Below are 19,779 nucleotides of genomic sequence, written 5' to 3' on the forward strand. Positions count from 1 at the left end.
TCGCTGCGGGGCCGATGAGCGCGACCGGATCCGTCCTCGCCATCGACGCGGGCAACAGCAAGACGGACGTCGCCCTGGTCGCGGCGGACGGCTCCGTCCTCGCGACCGCACGGGGCGGCGGCTTCCAGCCGCCCCGGGTGGGTGTCGAAGCGGCGCTCGACGTGCTGGGCGCCGCGGTCGACGGCGCCCTGGCCGCCGCCCATGCGCAGGGCGCGGCACTCGGCCCGGTCGAGCACGTCTCCGCCTGTCTGGCCAACGCCGATCTACCGGTGGAGGAGGAGGAGTTGGCCGCGGCCATCCTCCGCCGCGGCTGGGCCCGCACCGCCACGGTCCGCAACGACACCTTCGCGGTGCTGCGGGCGGGGGTGGACGAGCCGCGGGGCGTGGCCGTGGTGTGCGGCGCCGGCATCAACTGTGCCGGAATGCTGCCGGACGGCCGGACGGTGCGCTTCCCCGCGATCGGAAAGATCTCCGGTGACTGGGGCGGCGGCGGGGGCCTGTCGGACGAGGCGATGTGGCACGCGGCCCGGGCCGAGGACGGGCGCGGCGAGGCGACCGCGCTGGCCCAGACCCTTCCGGCCCACTTCGGGCTGGACTCCATGTATGCACTGATCGAGGCGTTGCACCGGAAGCACATCCCCGCCGGGCGCAGGCACGAGGTGGTCCCGGTGCTCTTCGCGACCAGCGCGGGGGGCGATCCCGTGGCGCGCTCGCTGGTGCGCCGGCAGGCTGAGGAGATCGTCGTCATGTCGACGGTGGCCCTGGGCAAGTTGGGACTGCTGGAAGAGGAGGTGCCGGTTCTGCTGGGTGGATCCGTGGTCGCGGCCCGCCATCCGGAGTTGGACGGGCAGATCGCCGCACTGCTGGCCGAGAAGGCGCCGAAGGCGGTGATCCGCGTGGTGACCGCACCGCCGGTGTTGGGCGCCGCACTGCTGGGGTTGGACCGGCTGGGCGCGCCTGCAACTGCACGGGCGAAACTGCGGGCGCACTACGTGTCGTAGGTGGAGCACGTGTCGTACGCGTAGGAGGGGTGGGTAGACAGCCGTCCGCCTAGCGTACGGACGTCGAGTCAGGTCGGGTGCCCGGTCACGTCGGACCGAGCGCCCGACCGACGTCGCGTCGTGCCCGATGGCTGGGCTAGCGGACCGGGCCGCCGCACCTGACCCGATGTCCCATCCGTAGCCCGCACTCCGACCGGTTCACCGGGACTGGTGAGGGCGTGGGGGCGGTTGGGGCTGTGGGGGCGGGGTAGTGGGAACGAACCTCAAGGTCCGACGTGTCGCTCAGTAGGGTGACCGCACGCTACGCGCCCGGACGCCCGCTGCCGGGAGGGAACCGATCACCGCTCTGGAGCGTATTCAGGGTGAGGAGCCCCGGTCCGTATCGCGACGATCCATTGCCACATACACAAGATCCAGTCAATCTAGCTGTGATTGTCCGTCATCGCGGCCATACTGCTGGCCGGGGAACACTCTCCGACCCGCTGGGGAGCGGGCCGATGTCAGCGACCGAGGGGGAGGTCAGGTGACACAGCCGCAGACCGGGCAGCGCTTGCCCGTCCAGCCGGCTCCGGCGTCGCTGCCGGCGCAGCCGCCCGGAAGCAGCGCGGGGCCCGTGCCGTCCGGTGGGGCGTCGGCTTCTCGTGGTCCGGTGGCCGAGGCGAAGGATCGGCTGCGTTCGGCGGCGACCACCGAGCCCGGACGGCTGAGGATCATGGGTGCCGTCCTGGCGGCGCTGGTGGTCGTCTTCGGCACCGTCACGGCCTTCGAGATCACCGACCGCGCCGCTGCGGCCGACGACGTCGTCAGCCGCAGCCAACCGTTGAGCGCGGACGCGGCCTCCGTCTACCGCTCCCTGGCGGACGCGGACACGGCCGCTTCGAGCGGCTTCCTCGCCGGCTCGGGCGCCGAGCCCGCCGGAGTGCGCGAGCGGTACGAGAAGGACATCTCCGTCGCCTCCCAACTGCTCATCAAAGCGGCGACCCACACGGACAGCGCCAGTGAGTCGGGCCGTCAGATAGCCACGTTGAACGAACAGCTTCCGCTCTACACCGGCCGCGTGGAGACGGCGCGCGCCTACAACCGGCAGGGGCTGCCCCTCGGCGGCGCGTATCTGCGGTTCGCCAACGAGCAGATGAGCAAGGTACTGCTCCCCGCCGCCCAGAAGCTGTACGACGCCGAGAGCGCCCGTCTGGACAGGGACGACGAGGACGCCCGTTTCTGGCCGATCCTCTCGCTCTCGCTCGGGCTGGTGGCCCTCGGTGCGCTCGCCTGGACCCAGCACCGGCTCTACCGTCGGACCAACCGGGTGTTCAACCAGGGGCTGCTGGCCGCCACGGCAGCCGCCGCCGTGGTGCTGCTGTGGCTCACAGTGGGGCACTCGGTGGCCCGCGCCCAGTTGAACGAGGCCCGCGAGCACGGCCAGCGCTCCCTGAAGGTGCTCAACGACGCCCGGATCAGCTCGCTCAAAGCCCGGGCCAACGAGAACCTCACCCTGGTCGCCCGGGGGGCGGTCCTCACCGACGACGGCAAGCGCGACAAGTACGAGTCCGAGTACGGCGAGGGAATGGTCCGGCTGAACGACGGGCTGAGCCGGGCGAAGTCACTCGCGGACGACAGCGAGGGGCGCGAGCCGGTCGAGGCCGCGACGACGAGCGTCGCCGAGTGGCAGGCCCGGCACCGGGCGGCGAGCACCACCGACAAGTCGGGCGACTACGAGGGCGCATTGGGCAAGGTCATCGGTGCCAAGGACTCGACCGGGGAGTCGTTCGACCGGGTGGACGCGGCCCTCGCCAAGGCGCTAGCGCACGAGCAGCGCGAGTTCACCCGGGCGGCGAGCGACGGGCGGGACGCCCTGAGCGGGCTCCCCCTCGGCGCAGCCGCCCTGGGTGTACTGGGCGCGGCGGGCGCTGTCATCGGCATCAACCGCAGGCTTTCGGAGTACCGGTGAGAGGGGGCGGGATGCCGGACGACGAGACCACGTCGGGGAGCGGGTCGGGAGCCGCGGCGGAAGCGCACAGCGGCGGGGGGCCGGGCATGGCGGGTCCGCCGAGCGCGGAGGCCCGCCCGGGGGTGCTTGCACGGTCCAGGGGCAGGTTCAGCCTCCGTGGATGGGGCGGTGTCGCGGGAATGGCCATCGCCTGTGTCCTGACGGCCGTGGGCACACTGCTGCCGCTCTCCCGGGGCGCCGGCTCCGCCCTGCCGGTGGTGGGCCACAACATCTCCATGACCGAGCGGACCAAGGCCGACACCTGCACCGACCCAGAGGCGTCCCTCTCCCCGTCGTCCGCGGACGGAGCGAACATCCAGGCGATCAAGAAGCGCGGCAAGTTGATCGTCGGCGTGGACCAGAACAGCTACCGCTGGGGCTACCGCGATCCTGCGACGGGCTCGCTGAAGGGCTTCGACATCGATCTGGCGCGGGCCATCGCCACGGACATCCTCGGCAAGCCGGACGCCGTGATCTTCCGCGCCATACCGACCAACCAGCGCATACCCGCGCTGAACAACGGCACGGTGGACATCGTCGTGCGTACGATGACGATCAACTGCGCCAGGATCAAGCAGGTCGCCTTCTCCACCGCCTACTTCCAGGCGGGTCAGCAGGTCCTTGCGCCCAAGTCCTCCGGCATCACCGGGTACGACGACTCGCTCAAGGGCAAGAAGGTCTGCTCGGCCGAGGGCTCGACCGCCTTCGAGGCGTTGGAGAAGAACTCCTTCGGAGCGATCTACCGGGACAAGAACGAGGGCAAGCCCTCCGATGAGGACTTCCTGACGGTCTCCAATCAGCTGGACTGTCTGGTGCGGCTGCAAGAGGGCCTGGTCGATGCGGTCGTCACGGACAACGCACTCGCCGCGGGTCAGGCCGCGCAGGACCCCACCGTTGAGTTGAAGGGGAAGAAGCCCTTCACCACCGAGTTCTACGGAGTGGCGACCAAGCTCGGCAAGGACGACGTGGTCCGCCGGGTGAACCAGGTGTTGGAGGAGTACCGGCAGAGTGCCTGGATGAGCTCGTACCGGGAGTGGTTGGCGGATGACCTGCCCGGCATATCCGGGCCGCCCGCCCCCAAGTACCGGGGCGGCTGACGCAGAGGGAGGCTTCGGGTTCCCCCGGTCGCCTCCCCTACCACCGGTCCGCTGGTACCCCGGCATCCGATGTGGTGGCCGAAGGACTCGATGACCACCGCACGGAATCGACGGCGGTGGAGCACCTGGAGAACGAAGGATCCGCAGCAGTCGCGCCACCCGGTAGGGGGTGGGGTGACTGGGCGGAAGTGCTGGAGCCGTGACACACGCACGGCCGACCGACGAGAGAGGTGATCGATGGGCGCCGCGGGACCGTTCGCCGGCTCCGGGCACGCTCCCGGGCCGCCGATGGACCGGGACGAGGTGGACCGTGCACTGGCGCGGCTCGGAGCCGAACACGAGGCCATCGAGACCTCATTGCTCGCGCTTCAGGACCATGCGGGGCGCCGACTCCTCGAAGGCGCCGAGCTGACCGGTGTCACGAAGGACCGTTGGGCTACGACCGAGCAGTCCATCGCCCTGCTGTGGACCTACTTCGACGCGTACAGCTCCGCCCTGACCGAGGCCCGTGAGCTGCGGGCCAGGCGCCGTTGGTCGAGCCGGGAGGACCTGGTCGAACTCACCGACCGGTTGCGGGGCCCCAGTGTCACCGTCGCGAATGCGACCGCACAGCTCTCGTCGTCGATCACCGGCTCCGCCAAACTCTCGGAGCGCTTCAGCCTCGAAGAACTCGTGGCCCGGATGAACGACCTCTACGCCCGCTCCCTGGACATGGTGGTCACGGCGGACGCCGTCTGGTCGGCGCTCCCGGCCCGGATCGACCTGCTCTCGGCCGAGCTCCAGCGCACCCGCTCACTCGCCCACTCCGTCGGCGTGCGCCCCGGTGAGCACCCCTCGGGGGACGAGTTGGAGTCCATCACCCATGAGCTGACGACCCTGCGCGCCCAGGTCATCTCCGACCCGTTGGCGTTCTGGCGCTCCGCCCTCGGTTCTTCGGCGCCCGGCGGCGGGCGACCCGACACCCATCGCTACGACCGGGCCGCACGGGCGTTGGAGGACATCCGACGGGAGATCGAGGCGGTGTTGCGGGTCCGCCAGGACTCCGAGGAACGGCTGATCCGACTCCGGGACCTGCTCTCCCGCGCGGACCGCACCCTGACGGAGGCCCGTTCGGCGCGGGGTGAGGTGCTCGCGAAAATAGCCGCGTCCGAGGTGCCCGCCGTCAGCGGACCGCCCCTCGCCCTTCAGGAACGGCTCGCCACCGCCGCCGAGTACCGGCGCCACTCGCAGTGGCACCGGCTCTCCCCACTGCTGGAGTCCCTGGAGCGAGAGGCGGAGGACGAACTGCTGCGGGCGCGGGAGTCATTGACCGCCGTCACCGCACCGCTCGCCGTCCGCGCGGAACTACGCGGCCGGCTGGACGCCTACAAGGCGAAGGTCGCCCGCAACGGCTTCGCCGAGGACCCACTGCTCATCGAGCGGTACGACGCGGCGCGCAGGATGCTCTGGAGCGCGCCGTGCGATCTTCGGGTGGCCGAGAACGCAGTCCTGCGCTACCAGCAGGCGGCGGCGGAGGCACTCACGCACCGGGAGTCCGGTCCGTCGGGCCCCGCTGACCGCGGAGGCATGAGATGAGTGTGCGCAGGGGGGAGTCATGAACGAGGCCACCGATTGCCAGCGGCCCGACTGCGACGGCAACTACGAGGACATGGGCGGCGGCGAGCTGTACTGCGACACCTGCGGTCTCGCACCGGTCGCGGCCGGCGGAGGCTCCACCACCGGTCGCGGGGCCGGCGGCGGTCGTGACAGCACCTCCGTACGGAACAGTTCCCGTTCGTCCCGGGCCTCTTCCCGTTCCTCGACCTCGCGCCGCTCGGTCTCCGGGAGGCTGTCCCGGTCGTTGACCGGGGCGGACACGTCCTCCCGCTCGGTCTCGGTGCGCAGTTCGGGCACCTCAAGCGGCTCCTCGGCGCGCAATCGGCTGGGCGCCGGCCTGGTGGTCGTACCGGAAGTACCGCGCCCGGACCCTCGTGCGGCCGTGATGAGCAATCCCGAGGTGCCCGAGCGGAAGCGGTTCTGTTCGCGCTCCGAGTGCGGTGCACCGGTGGGTCGTTCGCGCGGTGACCGTTCGGGGCGCACCGAGGGCTTCTGTACCTCCTGCGGACATCTGTACTCGTTCGTCCCCAAGCTGTCGCCGGGGGACATCGTGCGCGGACAGTACGAGGTGGTCGGCTGTCTGGCCCACGGCGGTCTGGGCTGGGTCTATCTGGCGGTGGACCGAGCGGTGTCCGACCGTTGGGTGGTCCTGAAGGGCCTCCTCGACACCGGTGACCAGGACGCGATGGCTGCGGCGATCTCGGAGCGCCGCTTCCTCGCCGAGATCGAGCACTCCAACATCGTCCGCATCTACAACTTCGTGGAGCACCTCGATCAGCGCAACGGCTCGCTCGACGGCTACATCGTCATGGAGTACGTGGGCGGGAAGTCGCTCAAGGAGTTGGCGAACGACCGTCGGGACGCCGAAGGCAAACGGGACCCCCTGCCCGTGGAGCAGGCGTGCGCCTACGGCATCGAGGCGTTGGAAGCACTGGGCCACCTGCACAGCAGGAACCTCCTCTACTGCGACTTCAAGGTCGACAACGCGATCCAGCAGCAGGACCAGCTCAAGCTCATCGACATGGGCGCGGTCCGGCGGATGGACGACGAGGAGTCGGCGATCTACGGCACCGTCGGCTACCAGGCCCCGGAGGTCGCCGACGTCGGGCCGTCCGTGGCCTCGGACCTCTACACCGTCGCCCGGACGCTGGCGGTGCTGACCTTCGACTTCCAGGGCTACACCAACGTCTTCGTGGACTCGCTGCCCGATCCGGAGCACATCCAGGTCTTCCGGACCTACGAGTCGTTCTACCGGCTCCTGGTGCGGGCGACCGACCCGGACCCGGCTCGACGGTTCTCCTCCGCGCAGGAGATGGCCGAGCAGTTGACGGGGGTGCTGCGCGAGGTCGTGTCGATCCAGACAGGCCGCGCCCGCCCGGCGTTGTCCACCCTGTTCGGTCCCGAGCTGCGGGTCACGGACTCGGAGCTGTTCGCCGAGCTGACCGAGGACGTGTCGGCGCTCGGCGCACGGAACGGGAGCCGGGGCAAGGCGAACCAGGCGAACAAGGCCATCGCACCGGCATCGGTTCCCCGTCAGCCGGGCCCCGGGACCAGCGGTGCTGCCGGCACCCCGCAGTCGCCGGGCACGGTGGCCGGGGCACCGGGCGTCGTGGCGACTCCCCCGGCCGGTTCGACTGCGCTCCTCGGCACCGTCGGAGCCACGGCAGGAGCACGGCTGACACCACATCTCATCTCCCTGGAGACGCGCGCCTTCGCACTGGCCCTCCCGGTCCCCCGCGTGGATCCGAACGATCCCCACGCCGGCTTTCTGGCCGGACTGATGACGTCGGCGCCCGCTGAGTTGATCGCCGCACTGCACAGCACCTCGACCGCGTCCCCGGAAACCCGTCTGCGCGAGTTGCGCGCACGGTTGGAGACGGGCGACGTCGACTCCGCCACGGCCGGCCTGCAGGCCCTGGAGGACGAGCGCGCCGACGACTGGCGCGTGGTCTGGTACCGCGGTCTGACCTCCTTGGTGACCGGGGACCACGCGGCGGCTGCACTCTCCTTCGACGCCGTGTACGACGCGTTCCCGGGCGAGCCGGCTCCCAAGCTCGCCCTGGGCGTGTGCGCCGAGGTGCTCGGCCAGTTGGACAACGCGGCGGAGTACTACCGCCTGGTGTGGACGACCGATCCCAGCTATGTGAGCGCCGCCTTCGGCTTGGCGCGCGTACAACTCGCCTCCGGCGACCGGGCCGGGGCCGTACGCACACTGGAGTCGGTGCCGGAGGCGTCCATCCACTACACGGCGGCACGGGTCGCCGCGGTGAGGGCCAGGTTGCGGCGGCGCGCCGCGCAGGACCCCCTGATGGACGATCTGGCGGCGGCTGCCGCACAGGTGGAAGCCTTGAAGACGTTCGGTCTCGACGCCGTTCGACGTGAACAGTTGTCCACAGAGGTACTCGGCACGGCGCTGGACTGGGTACTCTCCGGTAGTCCCGGAGCATCGCAGCCCGTACCGGACCCGTCGAGCACGTCACAGCCCGGCAGCGCGCCCGTCGCGCAGCAGGCGCAGACCCAACTGCTCGGCAGCGAACTGGACGAACGCGGACTGCGCTTCGGGCTGGAACGCTCGTTCCGGGTGCTCGCCCGGCTCGCCCAGCGGGGCGAGGAGCGGATGGACCTGGTGGAGCGTGCCAACCGCTTCCGCCCCCGGACGTGGGTGTGATCGATGTCGTCTCAGATGCATCAGTCGGCCGCGGGGCCGTCGTGCCCCGGCTGCTCCGAACCATTGGAGGAGGGTGACCGCTACTGCGGGGCGTGCGGACACGACCTCTCCGCCTTCCCCGCGCAGATCGCGCGGGATCGGCCGACGCTCGTCCTGGGCGTTCCGGTCGCCCCGGTCGCCTGGCCGCCTGCCAGTGCCGCCGGCAGTGCGGGGACACCCGCTCGGGTGCAGCACCCCGGAGAGTTGCCCGGCACGGACTCCCGCGGGGCGCAACTGCCCACCGTCGCCGCGGGCCCGACCGGCGCGCACCACCACGACACCGGGGCCGTGCCTTCGTACGGAAGTGCACCCGGCGGGAACTTCACGCCGTCCGCTCCCCCGGTCGGTGCAGGCATCCACGATCCACGGGCAGCCGCGCCGGTCGCAGCCAAGGTGTGCGTCGCCTGTCGGGCCGGTCGGGTGGACACCGACGGCTACTGCGAGAACTGCGGCCACGCACAGCCCCGTGAACGTGACCACATGGAACTCGACCTGGGTGCGGTCGCCGCGGTCAGCGACCGCGGGCTGCGCCACCACCGCAACGAGGACGCGTTCGCCATCTCCACGACCGCGCTCCCCGACGGCTCCCCCGCGATCACGGCGATCGTCTGCGACGGTGTCTCGTCGGCGGTCCGTCCGGACGAGGCGTCGATGGCGGCGTCAAAGGCGGCCAATGAGTTGCTGATGGGCTGTCTGCCCCGCGGCACGCACCCCCAGCAGGCCATGCGGGACGCCATCGTCGCCGCGGCCAGCGCCGTCAACGCCCTGGCCGACCAGAACCCTCCGGTCGATCCGTTGGAGCCGGCACCCGCGAACCAGTTGAACGCACCCGCATGCACGATCGTCGGGGCGATCTGCGCGGCGGGCCTCCTGGTCGTCGGCTGGGTCGGTGACAGCCGGGTGTACTGGGTGCCCGACGACCGCAGCACTCCCGCCGCCCGTCTGACGGAGGACGACTCCTGGGCGGCCCAGATGGTCGCCGCCGGACTGATGAGCGAGGAAGAGGCGTACGCGGACCGGCGCGCCCACGCCATCACCGGGTGGTTGGGGGCCGACGCCTATGAACTGGACCCGCACACTGCGGCCTTCAAGCCGGATCGCTCCGGAGTGGTGGTGGTCTGCACCGACGGTCTGTGGAACTACGCGGAGGGTGCCGATGAGATGGCCAGGGCCGTTCCGCCGGATGCCTCCGTCCGTCCCCTCCACAGCGCCCAGGTGCTCGTGGGGCACGCGCTGGACGGCGGAGGCCATGACAACGTGACCGTGGCCGTTGTGCCGTTCACGGTCGAACCCCATGGTTCCGGTTCCGCCTGGCCTCCGTCGGGACCGGCATGACCAGGGGCCCCTGCCAGGACGTGCGATCTCAGCAAGATCCACAAGAGAGGCCCTGAGAAGGCCCCTCTCCGGTTCCCGCGCCCACGGGGCCGTCCCGCCGACCGACCCCTCCCGAGTGGAGTGTTCAAGGAGCCGTCAGATGGCCGTTTTCTCCAAGTCCCAGGTGCCTCAGTTCTCCGTCGACGTGTACCAGAACGAGTTCCTGCCCGAAGGCGGGCGGGAGGTGAACGCGATCGTGACCGTCACCTCGACCGGTGGCGGCACCACTCGGGGGGTCCACCTCACAGGTGCTTCGACGACGCCCGACGCGATACCCGGGCAGTCATCGGGCGCGGCCGTCGTCATCATGGTCGACTGCTCGGGTTCGATGGACTATCCGCCGACCAAGATGCGCAATGCCCGTCATGCGACCGCCGCGGCGATCGACACCCTGCGCGACGGCGTCGAGTTCGCCGTGGTCGCGGGGACGCACCGGGCCACGGAGGTCTATCCGGGCGATGGACGGCTGGCGGTCGCGAGTGCGGACAGCCGGGCCGCGGCCAAGGACTCCCTCCGTCGGCTCTCGGCCGGCGGCGGTACGGCCATCGGGACCTGGTTGCGGCTGACGGACACTCTGCTCACCACCGCCAACAGCGCCATCCGACACGGAATCCTGCTGACCGACGGGCGCAACGAGCACGAGACGCCGCAGGAGTTGCAGAAGGCCCTCCAGGCCGCTGCCGGGCGGTTCACCTGTGATGCGCGGGGCGTGGGCACCGACTGGGAGGTCAAGGAGGTCACCGGCATCGCATCCGCCCTCCTGGGCACCGCGGACATCGTTGCGGACCCGGCCCAACTGGCCGAGGACTTCACCGGAATGATGGAGAAGGCGATGGGCAAGGGGATCGCCGATGTGGCCCTGCGCCTGTGGACACCGGTCGGGGTGGAGATCAAGTTCGTCAAACAGGTCGCTCCGACGGTCGAGGACCTGACCCCCCGGCGCACCCAGGCCGGTCCACGCGCCGGGGACTACCCGACCGGCTCGTGGGGCGACGAATCCCGCGATTATCACGTGTGCGTGGAAGTGCCCCGGGCCAGCATCGGACAGGAAATGCTGGCGGCTCGCGCGTCCTTGATCATCCCGTCCGCGGACGGAAGCGCGCCCCAGGTGCTCTCCCAGGGGCTGATACGGGCGGTCTGGACAGACGACATGGCGGCGTCGACGTCCATCAACCCGCAGGTGGCGCACTACACAGGACAGGCTGAACTAGCACAAGTCATCCAACAAGGTCTTGATGCTCGCAAGTCCGGTCATATCGATGATGCGACGGCCAAGCTGGGGCGTGCGGTGCAGCTCGCCGCCGCCTCGGGGAACGAGGACACTGCGAAACTCCTTTCGAAGGTGGTGGACGTGGTCGACGTCGCGACAGGTACTGTGCGACTGAAGGCCAGGGTCGCGGACGCCGATGAGATGACTCTCGAAACACGCTCCACCAAGACGGTGCGCGTGAAGAAGTGATCGGCGCGCTCCGCGTCCACGGCACACACGATCAGCTCATGAAGTGGGACGGCCCTCGGGCCGGACAAGGAGAGGGGGAAGCGCCGACATGCCGACCTGCCCGAACGGACACCAGTCGGGTTCCGATGACTGGTGCGAGGTCTGCGGCCACCGCATGGCCCCCGGCGCTCCTCCAGGAGCCGCACCACCGCCGTCGTACGGCTACCCGCCCCAGGGCGACCCGAACGCCACCGCCGTGGCCGAGCTGTGTCCGCAGTGCCGCACCCCGCGCGAGGCGATGGCCCCGTACTGCGAAGAGTGCCGGTACAACTTCCTGACGCACACGGCGACCTCCTACACCCCCCTCGCGCCACCGCCCCAACAGCAGTCCGGGTTGAATCTGCCGTCGGGGTTCACCAGCCAGCCGCCCCCGCGGCAACAGCCTCCCCAGCAGGGCCACGGTCAGCAGCAGCACGACCCCTTCGACTACCAGGGCTCGCGTCCCTCACAGCTCAACCGGCCCGCCGAGCCGCTGAACGACCCGTCCGGCCGGCAGCACTCCGGCTACGCCCAGCCGCCCGGTTTCCCGCAGGGGCCGGGACACCAGGGACCCGGACACCAGAGCCCGCCGCCCTACCAGCAGCAGCCCGCGCCCCCGATACCCCAGCAGCCGCACCAGCCGGGCGGCGACGACTGGATGATCCCGCCCCCCTCCCAGCCCCAGGGCTCCCCGGGACCGCAGAACCAGGGCATGCAGGCCGGCCTCTCGCTCTTCCAGCAGCAGTCAGGCCCGTCCAGCCACGGCAGCGCCCCCTCGCAGTACGGCGAGCAGGGCCGGCAGATGCAGTCCTCGGGTCATGAGCAGGGCGACCCCGGCCGGCACCAGTCCGCTCCGCCCTACCAGCCCCAGGGAGGGTGGACCGCCGTCGTGGCGCCGGACCGCGAGTACTTCCTGGCGATGATGCAGCGCAGCGGTCCTGACGCGACCGGGCTCACCGTTCCCGCGTACTCGCCGGAGCAGCGCCTACCGCTCTCGGGCAGCCAGATCACCATCGGCCGGCGCCGTCAGTCCACCGGCGAGGCCCCGGACATCGACCTGTCGGTGCCGCCGGAGGACCCGGGCGTCTCGCACAAGCACGCCGTGCTGGTGCAGCAGCAGGACGGCTCGTGGGCCGTGGTCGACCAGAACTCCACCAACGGCACCACGATCAACGGCGGGGAAGAGCCGATCCAGCCGTATGTGCCGGTGGCCCTGAACGACGGCGATCGCGTGCACGTCGGCGCCTGGACGACGATCACCGTACGCCGGGGCTAGCCCGCCGGCCACGCTCTCCGGTCCCCCCCCGTCCCATGCCCGCCCGGGTCGTGGGTACGGGGGACACCCATGAGGACCGGGCATGGCCGTCGTGCCACTACTCGGGGACGGTACGCCCGAGGGGCCAGGCATAGGGGCCGCCTGGGTCGTCCAACCAGGCCCACTGGTGATCGGCCGTGACGGTGACCCCGAACCGGTCGCGCTGCGGGCGTCCCTCGCGCTCCCACAGCGAGAGCGCCTCCCTCGGATCAAGGCTGCCGGCGGTCAGGGTGAGCAAGAAGCGGAAGAGATCGTTCTCAAGTTGTCTGCGGGGCAGTCCGCCGATCCGTCGCTCCGGCACCGCTCCCGCGCCGCGCAGGGCGACGAAGAACGCCGACGTCCGCAGGAAATGTCCCTCCGCACTGCGCCCATGAGCGTCGTCGCGCACCCGGAGGGAGATCAGCCCGGTGGACAGGGGCGCCAGAATGCGGGCGTCCGGGCTGCACTGCGCCAGCCAGCCGGGAGGTACGGACGGCAGGGTGCAGGTGGCGATGATCCGGTCGAACGGCGCCCGCTCGGGGCAGCCCCGCGCTCCGTCACCGGTGACCACGGTGGGGCGATATCCGGCCGCTGCGAGATGTGCCCGGGCCGCTTCGGTGATCTCCTCGTCCATGTCGATGCTGGTCACCTTGGACTCACCGAGCCGATGGCAGAGCAGTGCCGCGTTGTAGCCGGTGCCCGCGCCGATCTCCAGGACGGAGTCGCCGTACCGCACCTGGAGCGCCTCCAGCATTCCTGCCATGAGAGACGGCTGACTGCTGGAAGAGATCAACTCGCCGTCACGAACCCGGGTGGCCAGCGGGCCGTCGTAGTACGCCCCACGCAGCCAGCGCGCCCTGCGCACCGGGTCGGGATCCTCACCCCAGAGCCGCTCGTACCTGCCCGCGCGGTTCACAAAGTAGTAGGGCACGAACAGATGCCTCGGCACCTCCTCGAACGCCAGAAGCCAAGCGGGATCCGTCAGTCCGCCCCCCGCCGTGATCAACCGCACCAGAGCCGCCCGCGCCTCGGCGGCGGGGTCACCGTACGGTTCCAGTCCCGTCCCCATGCCTCCACTGTCCACCGCCGGGGGCGACTGTGCGAGCACCCGCGCCCACATACCCATCGGTAGGCACCGAGGGGCCGTCCGGTGCCCGGAGAGGAGGTCCTAGGGCCCGGGTCCTCGGCCGGTCCGTCTGAGACGATGGACGTGTGCGGCTTTTCCCGGGGAACCCGCCCCGGACCCCCGGCAGTCACCCCCCGGGGCCGGTCAGAGACACATTGCGAGGCTCATCCACGTGAACGACATCCCGCGCGGCACGCTTCAGGAGCAGACCTTCTACGAGCAGGTCGGCGGCGAAGAGACGTTCCGTCGCCTGGTGCACCGCTTCTACCAGGGCGTCGCCGGGGACCCTGAGCTGCGGGCGATGTACCCGGAGGAGGACCTCGGCCCCGCGGAGGAGCGCTTCAGGCTCTTCCTGATGCAGTACTGGGGCGGCCCGCGCACCTACAGCGAGAACCGCGGCCACCCCCGGCTGCGGATGCGCCACGCGCCGTTCAAGGTGGACCAGGCCGCGCACGACGCCTGGCTGAGGCATATGCGGGACGCCGTCGACGAGCTGAACCTGGCCCCGGAGCACGAGCAGCAACTGTGGAGCTACTTGACCTACGCGGCGGCCTCCATGGTGAACACCCCAGGCTAGGGCCCTTCTTTCGGATCTTGCTGGGCTCGCGTGCCCTGGCACCGCGCCTCGCCGCGTTGTCGTCAATCACCAATGCTCCGCAGTGATTCATTCCTCCGCCTTGCGATCCACGGCACCAGACCCCGCTCCCTGATCCAGCCTGATCCAAAAGAAAGACCCTAGGGCCACCGGCTTCACACAAAGAACGGGCCCGCGGCACGAGCATGAGCGGCGCACTTCCCGGCGACCGTCACCCCCGGGTGGGGGTGACGTTCAGCCCGCCGATGCCGTTCATCCGGACCGCAACGGTCCCGAAGGGCGTACGCAGTCGGAGCCAGGACCCCGCTGACAACAGCGCGACTCCGACGCCCGGCCGCAGGAAGCCCAGGGACTGGGCCGCATGGACGGCCCGGAGCGGCAGCGGTGTGGCCCCGACCGTGCGGGACCAGATCTCACGGCCGATCTGATCGCGTGCCGTCCGACTGCGCCGCTCGACGGGCAACTCCTCGTCGCGACGGCGGAACTCGGCGACGGCCGCGGCCACCGCCTCCCTCATCGCCTCCACCGACGGAAGACCGGCGAGCCTGCGCCACCCTCCGCGTGGGGGGAGCACTCCGGCCCACGGCGGGCCGGTGACCGCATCGGGCACGGTGAACGCCGAGCCGGCGATGCTCTCCAGCAGCTCACCCGCCGAGACGGTGACGTCCAACTGGGCAGGGGCGCCCAGCCGTGCGGTACGGATCGCCAGCACCTCGAACGAGGGCGGACGGCCGAAGACGGCGAGATGGGGTTGGGGACCGTCGGAACCGCCCGCTTGGAGCCGGACGGCCGCCGCGCGGTCGTAGTGGATCAGTCGGGCGAGGAAGGCGGTGAGGTCCTCCGCCTCCCTCGCGTCGGCGAAGTACAGACCACGCACGGGCACGCTCATCCGACGAGGGCGTCCTCGTCGGCCGCGGCGGACGTCGCGGTGTCCGCCGCGGCATCCGCCTCCGGAAGGTACTTCTGGAGGAACGACTTCTCCTCCGCGCTGAGCCGACGCGGTCGGCCCGCCGCCAGGTCGTACGGAACGACGACGGTCGAGGCCCGTACATAGACCTGCGGGGTGTCCTCCGGACCGCCCTGGGCCTGCGACTCCGAAGCGTCGTCCTTGATCTCGTACGTGATGGTGAGGGAAGCCGCGCCGATGCGCGTCACCCATGACTCGACGATCACCGGTTCGTGCCGATGGACGAGCGGACGTATGTAGTCGATTTCGTGCCGCGCGACCACGGACCCCCCGGAGAACGAGGGGGATCCATCACCCGGCGCCAGCCGGAACATGAAGTCAATGCGCGCCTCTTCCAAATACCTCAGGAAGACGACGTTGTTGACGTGCCCGAAGGCATCCATGTCCGACCAGCGAAGGGGACAGCGGTAGATGTGCCGAGCCATGGGTTCTCGCCTCAGCCCCGAGTGAGCTTCTTGTACGTGGCGCGGTGCGGACGGGCCGCGTCCGCACCGAGGCGCTCGACCTTGTTCTTCTCGTACGAGTCGAAGTTGCCCTCGAACCAGAACCACTTCGAGTCGCCCTCGTACGCCAGGATGTGGGTCGCCACTCGGTCCAGGAACCAACGGTCGTGGGAGACGACCACGGCCGCACCCGGGAACTCCAGCAGCGCGTTCTCCAAGGAGGACAGCGTTTCGACGTCGAGGTCGTTGGTGGGCTCGTCGAGGAGCAGGAGGTTGCCGCCCTGCTTCAGGGTGAGCGCGAGATTCAGTCGGTTGCGCTCACCGCCCGAGAGGATGCCCGCGGGCTTCTGCTGGTCCGGGCCCTTGAAGCCGAAGGCTGAGACATAGGCGCGCGACGGCATCTCGACCTGGCCGACGTTGATGTAGTCGAGTTCGTCGGAGACCACGGCCCACAGCGACTTCTTGGGGTCGATGTTGGCGCGGCTCTGGTCGACGTAGGAGATCTTGACCGTCTCGCCGACCTTGATGGCGCCGGAGTCGGGCTCCTCCAGCCCCTGGATCATCTTGAACAGCGTGGTCTTGCCGGCGCCGTTCGGGCCGATGATGCCGACGATGCCGTTGCGGGGCAGGGTGAAGCTGAGGTCGTCGATGAGGAGCTTGTCGCCGAAGCCCTTCGACAGGTTCTGGACCTCCACGACGACGCTGCCGAGCCGGGGGCCCGGCGGGATCTGGATCTCCTCGAAGTCCAGCTTCCGCATCTTGTCGGCCTCGGCCGCCATCTCCTCGTAGCGAGCGAGACGGGCCTTGGACTTGGCCTGGCGTCCCTTGGCGTTGGAGCGGACCCACTCCAACTCCTCCTTGAGCCGCTTGGCGCGCTTGGCGTCCTTCTGGCCCTCGACCTTGAGACGGGTCTGCTTGGTCTCCAGGTAGGTGGAGTAGTTGCCCTCGTAACCGATGGCCCGGCCGCGGTCGAGTTCGAGGATCCAGCCGGCGACGTTGTCGAGGAAGTACCGGTCGTGGGTGATGGCGACGACGGTGCCCGCGTACTGGGCGAGGTGGGCCTCAAGCCACTGCACGGACTCGGCGTCGAGGTGGTTCGTGGGCTCGTCGAGCAGCAGCAGGTCGGGGGCTTCCAGCAGCAGCTTGCACAGGGCGACGCGGCGCTTCTCACCACCGGAGAGGTTGGTGACGGGCCAGTCGCCGGGGGGGCAACCGAGGGCGTCCATCGCCTGCTCCAGCTGGGCGTCGAGGTCCCAGGCGTTGGCGTGGTCCAACTCCTCCTGGAGCTTGCCCATCTCGTCGAGCAGGGCGTCCGAGTAGTCCGTCGCCATCTGCTCGGCGATCTCGTTGAACCGGTCCAGCTTGCCCTTGATCTCGGCGACACCACCCTGGACGTTCTCCAGGACGGTCTTCGACTCGTCCAACGGCGGTTCCTGGAGCAGGATGCCGACCGTGTAGCCGGGCGAGAGGAACGCATCACCGTTGGAGGGCTGCTCCAATCCGGCCATGATCTTCAAGACGGTGGACTTACCGGCGCCGTTCGGGCCGACCACACCGATCTTCGCGCCGGGCAGGAAGCTCAGCGTCACGTCATCGAGGATGACCTTGTCGCCGTGCGCCTTGCGCGTCTTGCGCATCGTGTAGATGTACTCAGCCAAGAGAAACCGTCCGGCAAGAAGTGGATGGGCAGATACACCCCATCTTGCCGTACGTCCACCTGTGGAAGAAAACGAGTAGTCGGTGGGACGGGGGCGGGCGGGGTGCCGAGCGCCCGGCGGCACGGATTCCTTCTCACGGTCCCGCTGTGGTGGGGCCGGAGCGCTGGTTCCGACGCTGGCCGCCCGGCACCGGAACGTGCGGCCGGTGCAAAGGCGCAGCCCGCCATCGGAGCGTACGCCGCGTGCGGAGGGTCACCGCCCCGCCCCCATCGGGTGACCCGCTGTGTTCCCTCGTATGCCTGCGTACCTGTACCTGTACCTGTACTCGTACGGGCGCGGAGCCCGGGCGGGCTCGGCTCCGGACGACCGGTCGTCCGGCCCTGTGGGGGACGGGTCAGCTCGGGTCGGGGTCGCCGGTCCCGGGGGTCTTCTTCCTGCGCAGGAAGAAGACGGCACCGCCGCCGATCACCACGAAGGCGATGGCGACCCCGGCGATCACCGGGGTGTAGTTGGAGCCGCCCGTCGCGGCGAGGTCGCCTTCCAGGGTCGTCGACAGTCCGCCGGTCATGGGCCCGGCGGTCGTGGGCGGACCGGTCTGTGCGCCCTGGGCCTGTGCTGCTGTCTCGACGTCCGGCGCACCGGTGACCTTGCAGTCCAGGAGCCCTGAGAAGGTCTTCGAGAAGCCTCCGGGGCCCGTGACGACGAACTGGTAGGGCTGGTCCTCGAACACCGGGACGGTGACGGTCTTCGACGCCCCGGCCGGGACGGTGTGGGTGGTGCCCGCCACGTCCACGGTCAGCGGTGCGTCACCCTGGTTGCCCACGGTGACGTCGATGCCGCCATCGGCGCAGTTCTTCCGCGCGGAGACAGCGGGTATCGCGCCGGACTGCGCCCAGGTCGCCACGGCCGTGGCGGAGACCGTGGACTCGCTGGAACCGGCGAGGATCTGCGTCTGGCTCTTGCTCGACGCGGCGAACGCCCGGCCGACAGGTATGGACGTGGCCGCCTGAGCCGTCAGCTCGGCCGTTCCGTCGGGGGCGCCGGCGGGCACGTCGAAGTAGACCTTGCTGCCGTTGACCGCCGAGGCGATGGGCTGCCCGGCAAGATCCGTGATCTGGACGCCGCTGACGGCCGTGTCCGCGGGAGGGGCGATCGCGACGCGGTCCGCGTCGGTGCGAACGGTGACGGGGCCGATGCGACTGCCGCTCTTGCCGGACACGGCGCTCGGTTCGAGCGTGAGGGACGCCTGCGGCTCCCGAAGCTGCTTGGCCTTCTGGTGCAGCCAGTCCGCGAGCTTCTCGGCGGCGGGGTCGACCGCCACGACGTCGGCACCGTCCGAGTAGCGCCAGATGGCCACCTGGGTACCTGCCGCGGCCGTCTTCTGGGTGAGCGGACCGGTGTCGGCATCCTTCGCCAGCTCGGCCAGATCGTCGACCTGGGGATAGGAGTTCTGAAGTATCCAACGAATCTTGCCGGCGTTCTTGTTGACGCCCAGCGAAGTCTCGCTCCAGGAGGTCTCCAGATACTTCGCCTGGTCCTGGGTCGGGTTGTGGAGGTCGATGCAGTACGTCTTCAGTCGACCGCCACCGTCGACGGCGAGCTCGAAGACACCCGCCGGGACGGAATGGGCTTTGCCGTTGACCCGCAGTACGGCACGGTCGAAGGTCGTCAGTCCGTTGAGCGTGGCCACGGCCCCGCCCCGGTGCTGAGTGCTGTCATCGGCGACCGCAGCGCCCGCAGCGACGATGCCCCCCGTCGCAATGAATCCGGACACCAGGGCGACCGTCGCCAGACGACGTGCCGCCCTCTTGCCGACAGCGGACGCAGCGAACTTCGCAAACACAGCATTCCCCTTCGGGCGAGGCGCCGGTCGCGTGTGGCGCATGGCCCCGTGGTGACGCGTGGGGGAGTGCCTCGCCAGCAACTCAAGTGCCCCGTGAGTACTGGGGAATCCTAGAGAGGCACCGCCGCCCAGTCCCCCGCCAAAGGGTCAGATAAGCATTCCGAATCGGAATCGTTATCGCGGTCCTTGAGGCAGGTGACCGTTAGAGCAGGGACTTCCATTCCGCGTCAACGGATATTTACAACTCGCTTACAAAGCGGGGTCGGCAGTGTCCCCGGAGGCGAAGGCGGAACCTTGAATGCGCAGCGGACGAGAGCCCCATCAGCGATGGTTAACCAGGTGACGGAGGGTCTAGCCGCATCATGAAACGGACGAGGATCGGGGCGGCATGAGCACCCGTCTGAGCGGCCCGAACAGCCCTGACCTCGATCGCGCCGTCGGTCAACCCGCTCCTCGCCAGCACGCACCCGGCACCGAGCTCCGCACCCTCGCCGAGACGAATCAGGAATCCGGCGTTCGGCGTTCGGCGTTCGGCGTTCGGCGTTCGGCGTTCGGCGTTCGGCGTTCGGCGTTCGGCGTTCGGCGTTCGGCGTTCGGCGTTCGGCGTTCGGCTA

15 protein-coding genes are annotated in these 19,779 nt (G+C 69.9%); 10 read left to right on the top strand and 5 right to left on the bottom strand.

Annotation, left to right across the window (positions count from 1 at the left end; genetic code table 11):
• Positions 1 to 14 precede the first annotated feature (14 nt).
• From ABZ348_RS07775 to ABZ348_RS07810, 8 genes are all read left to right on the top strand, one after another.
• Complete coding sequence (locus tag ABZ348_RS07775) at positions 15 to 1,001, top strand: BadF/BadG/BcrA/BcrD ATPase family protein (RefSeq protein ID WP_358930402.1); 987 nt, start codon at positions 15 to 17, stop codon at positions 999 to 1,001.
• A gap of 523 nt (positions 1,002 to 1,524) precedes the next feature.
• The gene (locus ABZ348_RS07780; protein ID WP_358930404.1) at positions 1,525 to 2,949 is read left to right on the top strand and encodes a hypothetical protein; all 1,425 of its coding nucleotides are present in this window, start codon (positions 1,525 to 1,527) and stop codon (positions 2,947 to 2,949) included.
• A 179-nt stretch (positions 2,950 to 3,128) separates the two neighbouring features.
• Positions 3,129 to 4,085, top strand: coding sequence for a glutamate ABC transporter substrate-binding protein (locus ABZ348_RS07785; RefSeq protein ID WP_358930406.1), 957 nt, complete (start codon positions 3,129 to 3,131; stop codon positions 4,083 to 4,085).
• Between the two features lie 237 nt (positions 4,086 to 4,322).
• Positions 4,323 to 5,660 carry a hypothetical protein gene (locus ABZ348_RS07790; protein WP_358930407.1) on the top strand — a complete coding sequence of 446 codons (1,338 nt, stop codon included), beginning with the start codon at positions 4,323 to 4,325 and terminating at the stop codon, positions 5,658 to 5,660.
• A 19-nt stretch (positions 5,661 to 5,679) separates the two neighbouring features.
• Complete coding sequence (locus ABZ348_RS07795; protein WP_358930409.1) at positions 5,680 to 8,349, top strand: tetratricopeptide repeat protein; 2,670 nt, start codon at positions 5,680 to 5,682, stop codon at positions 8,347 to 8,349.
• 3 nt (positions 8,350 to 8,352) lie between these two features.
• On the top strand, positions 8,353 to 9,723 hold the full coding sequence (locus ABZ348_RS07800) for a PP2C family serine/threonine-protein phosphatase (RefSeq protein ID WP_358930411.1): 1,371 nt from the start codon (positions 8,353 to 8,355) through the stop codon (positions 9,721 to 9,723).
• 139 nt (positions 9,724 to 9,862) lie between these two features.
• A complete protein-coding gene (locus tag ABZ348_RS07805) occupies positions 9,863 to 11,221 on the top strand; it encodes a VWA domain-containing protein (RefSeq protein WP_358930413.1) in 1,359 nt (452 codons plus the stop codon).
• An 88-nt stretch (positions 11,222 to 11,309) separates the two neighbouring features.
• Positions 11,310 to 12,515 (top strand): FHA domain-containing protein, encoded by a 1,206-nt coding sequence (locus ABZ348_RS07810; protein ID WP_358930415.1) that lies wholly within the window; start codon positions 11,310 to 11,312, stop codon positions 12,513 to 12,515.
• Between the two features lie 97 nt (positions 12,516 to 12,612).
• Here ABZ348_RS07810 and ABZ348_RS07815 read toward each other — a convergent pair whose 3' ends face one another.
• Entirely contained in the window at positions 12,613 to 13,602 is a 990-nt protein-coding gene (locus ABZ348_RS07815) for a methyltransferase domain-containing protein (RefSeq protein WP_358930416.1), read from the bottom strand.
• A gap of 229 nt (positions 13,603 to 13,831) precedes the next feature.
• Between ABZ348_RS07815 and ABZ348_RS07820 the strand changes: the two genes are divergently transcribed.
• Positions 13,832 to 14,236, top strand: a complete 405-nt coding sequence (locus ABZ348_RS07820) for a globin (RefSeq protein ID WP_358930418.1) — start codon at positions 13,832 to 13,834, stop codon at positions 14,234 to 14,236.
• A gap of 229 nt (positions 14,237 to 14,465) precedes the next feature.
• On the opposite strand, the gene ABZ348_RS07825 is transcribed toward ABZ348_RS07820, so the two are convergent.
• The 4 genes from ABZ348_RS07825 to ABZ348_RS07840 all read right to left on the bottom strand — a co-directional run bounded on the left by ABZ348_RS07825 (position 14,466) and on the right by ABZ348_RS07840 (position 19,114).
• Positions 14,466 to 15,143, bottom strand: a complete 678-nt coding sequence (locus ABZ348_RS07825; protein WP_358930420.1) for a hypothetical protein — start codon at positions 15,141 to 15,143, stop codon at positions 14,466 to 14,468.
• Positions 15,140 to 15,646 carry a thioesterase family protein gene (locus ABZ348_RS07830; protein WP_358930422.1) on the bottom strand — a complete coding sequence of 169 codons (507 nt, stop codon included), beginning with the start codon at positions 15,644 to 15,646 and terminating at the stop codon, positions 15,140 to 15,142. The genes ABZ348_RS07825 and ABZ348_RS07830 overlap by 4 nt, the downstream gene beginning before the upstream one ends.
• 11 nt (positions 15,647 to 15,657) lie before the next feature.
• Complete coding sequence (ettA, locus tag ABZ348_RS07835; RefSeq protein ID WP_358930424.1) at positions 15,658 to 17,322, bottom strand: energy-dependent translational throttle protein EttA; 1,665 nt, start codon at positions 17,320 to 17,322, stop codon at positions 15,658 to 15,660.
• A 394-nt stretch (positions 17,323 to 17,716) separates the two neighbouring features.
• Entirely contained in the window at positions 17,717 to 19,114 is a 1,398-nt protein-coding gene (locus ABZ348_RS07840; RefSeq protein WP_358930464.1) for a Cys-Gln thioester bond-forming surface protein, read from the bottom strand.
• Positions 19,115 to 19,553: 439 nt separating this feature from the next.
• Between ABZ348_RS07840 and ABZ348_RS07845 the strand changes: the two genes are divergently transcribed.
• On the top strand, positions 19,554 to 19,779 hold a 226-nt coding region (locus tag ABZ348_RS07845; protein ID WP_358930425.1), incomplete at its 3' end, for a hypothetical protein.

The sequence above is a fragment of the Streptomyces sp. NPDC005963 genome (assembly GCF_040638655.1).
In the GTDB taxonomy this organism is placed as follows: domain Bacteria; phylum Actinomycetota; class Actinomycetes; order Streptomycetales; family Streptomycetaceae; genus Streptomyces.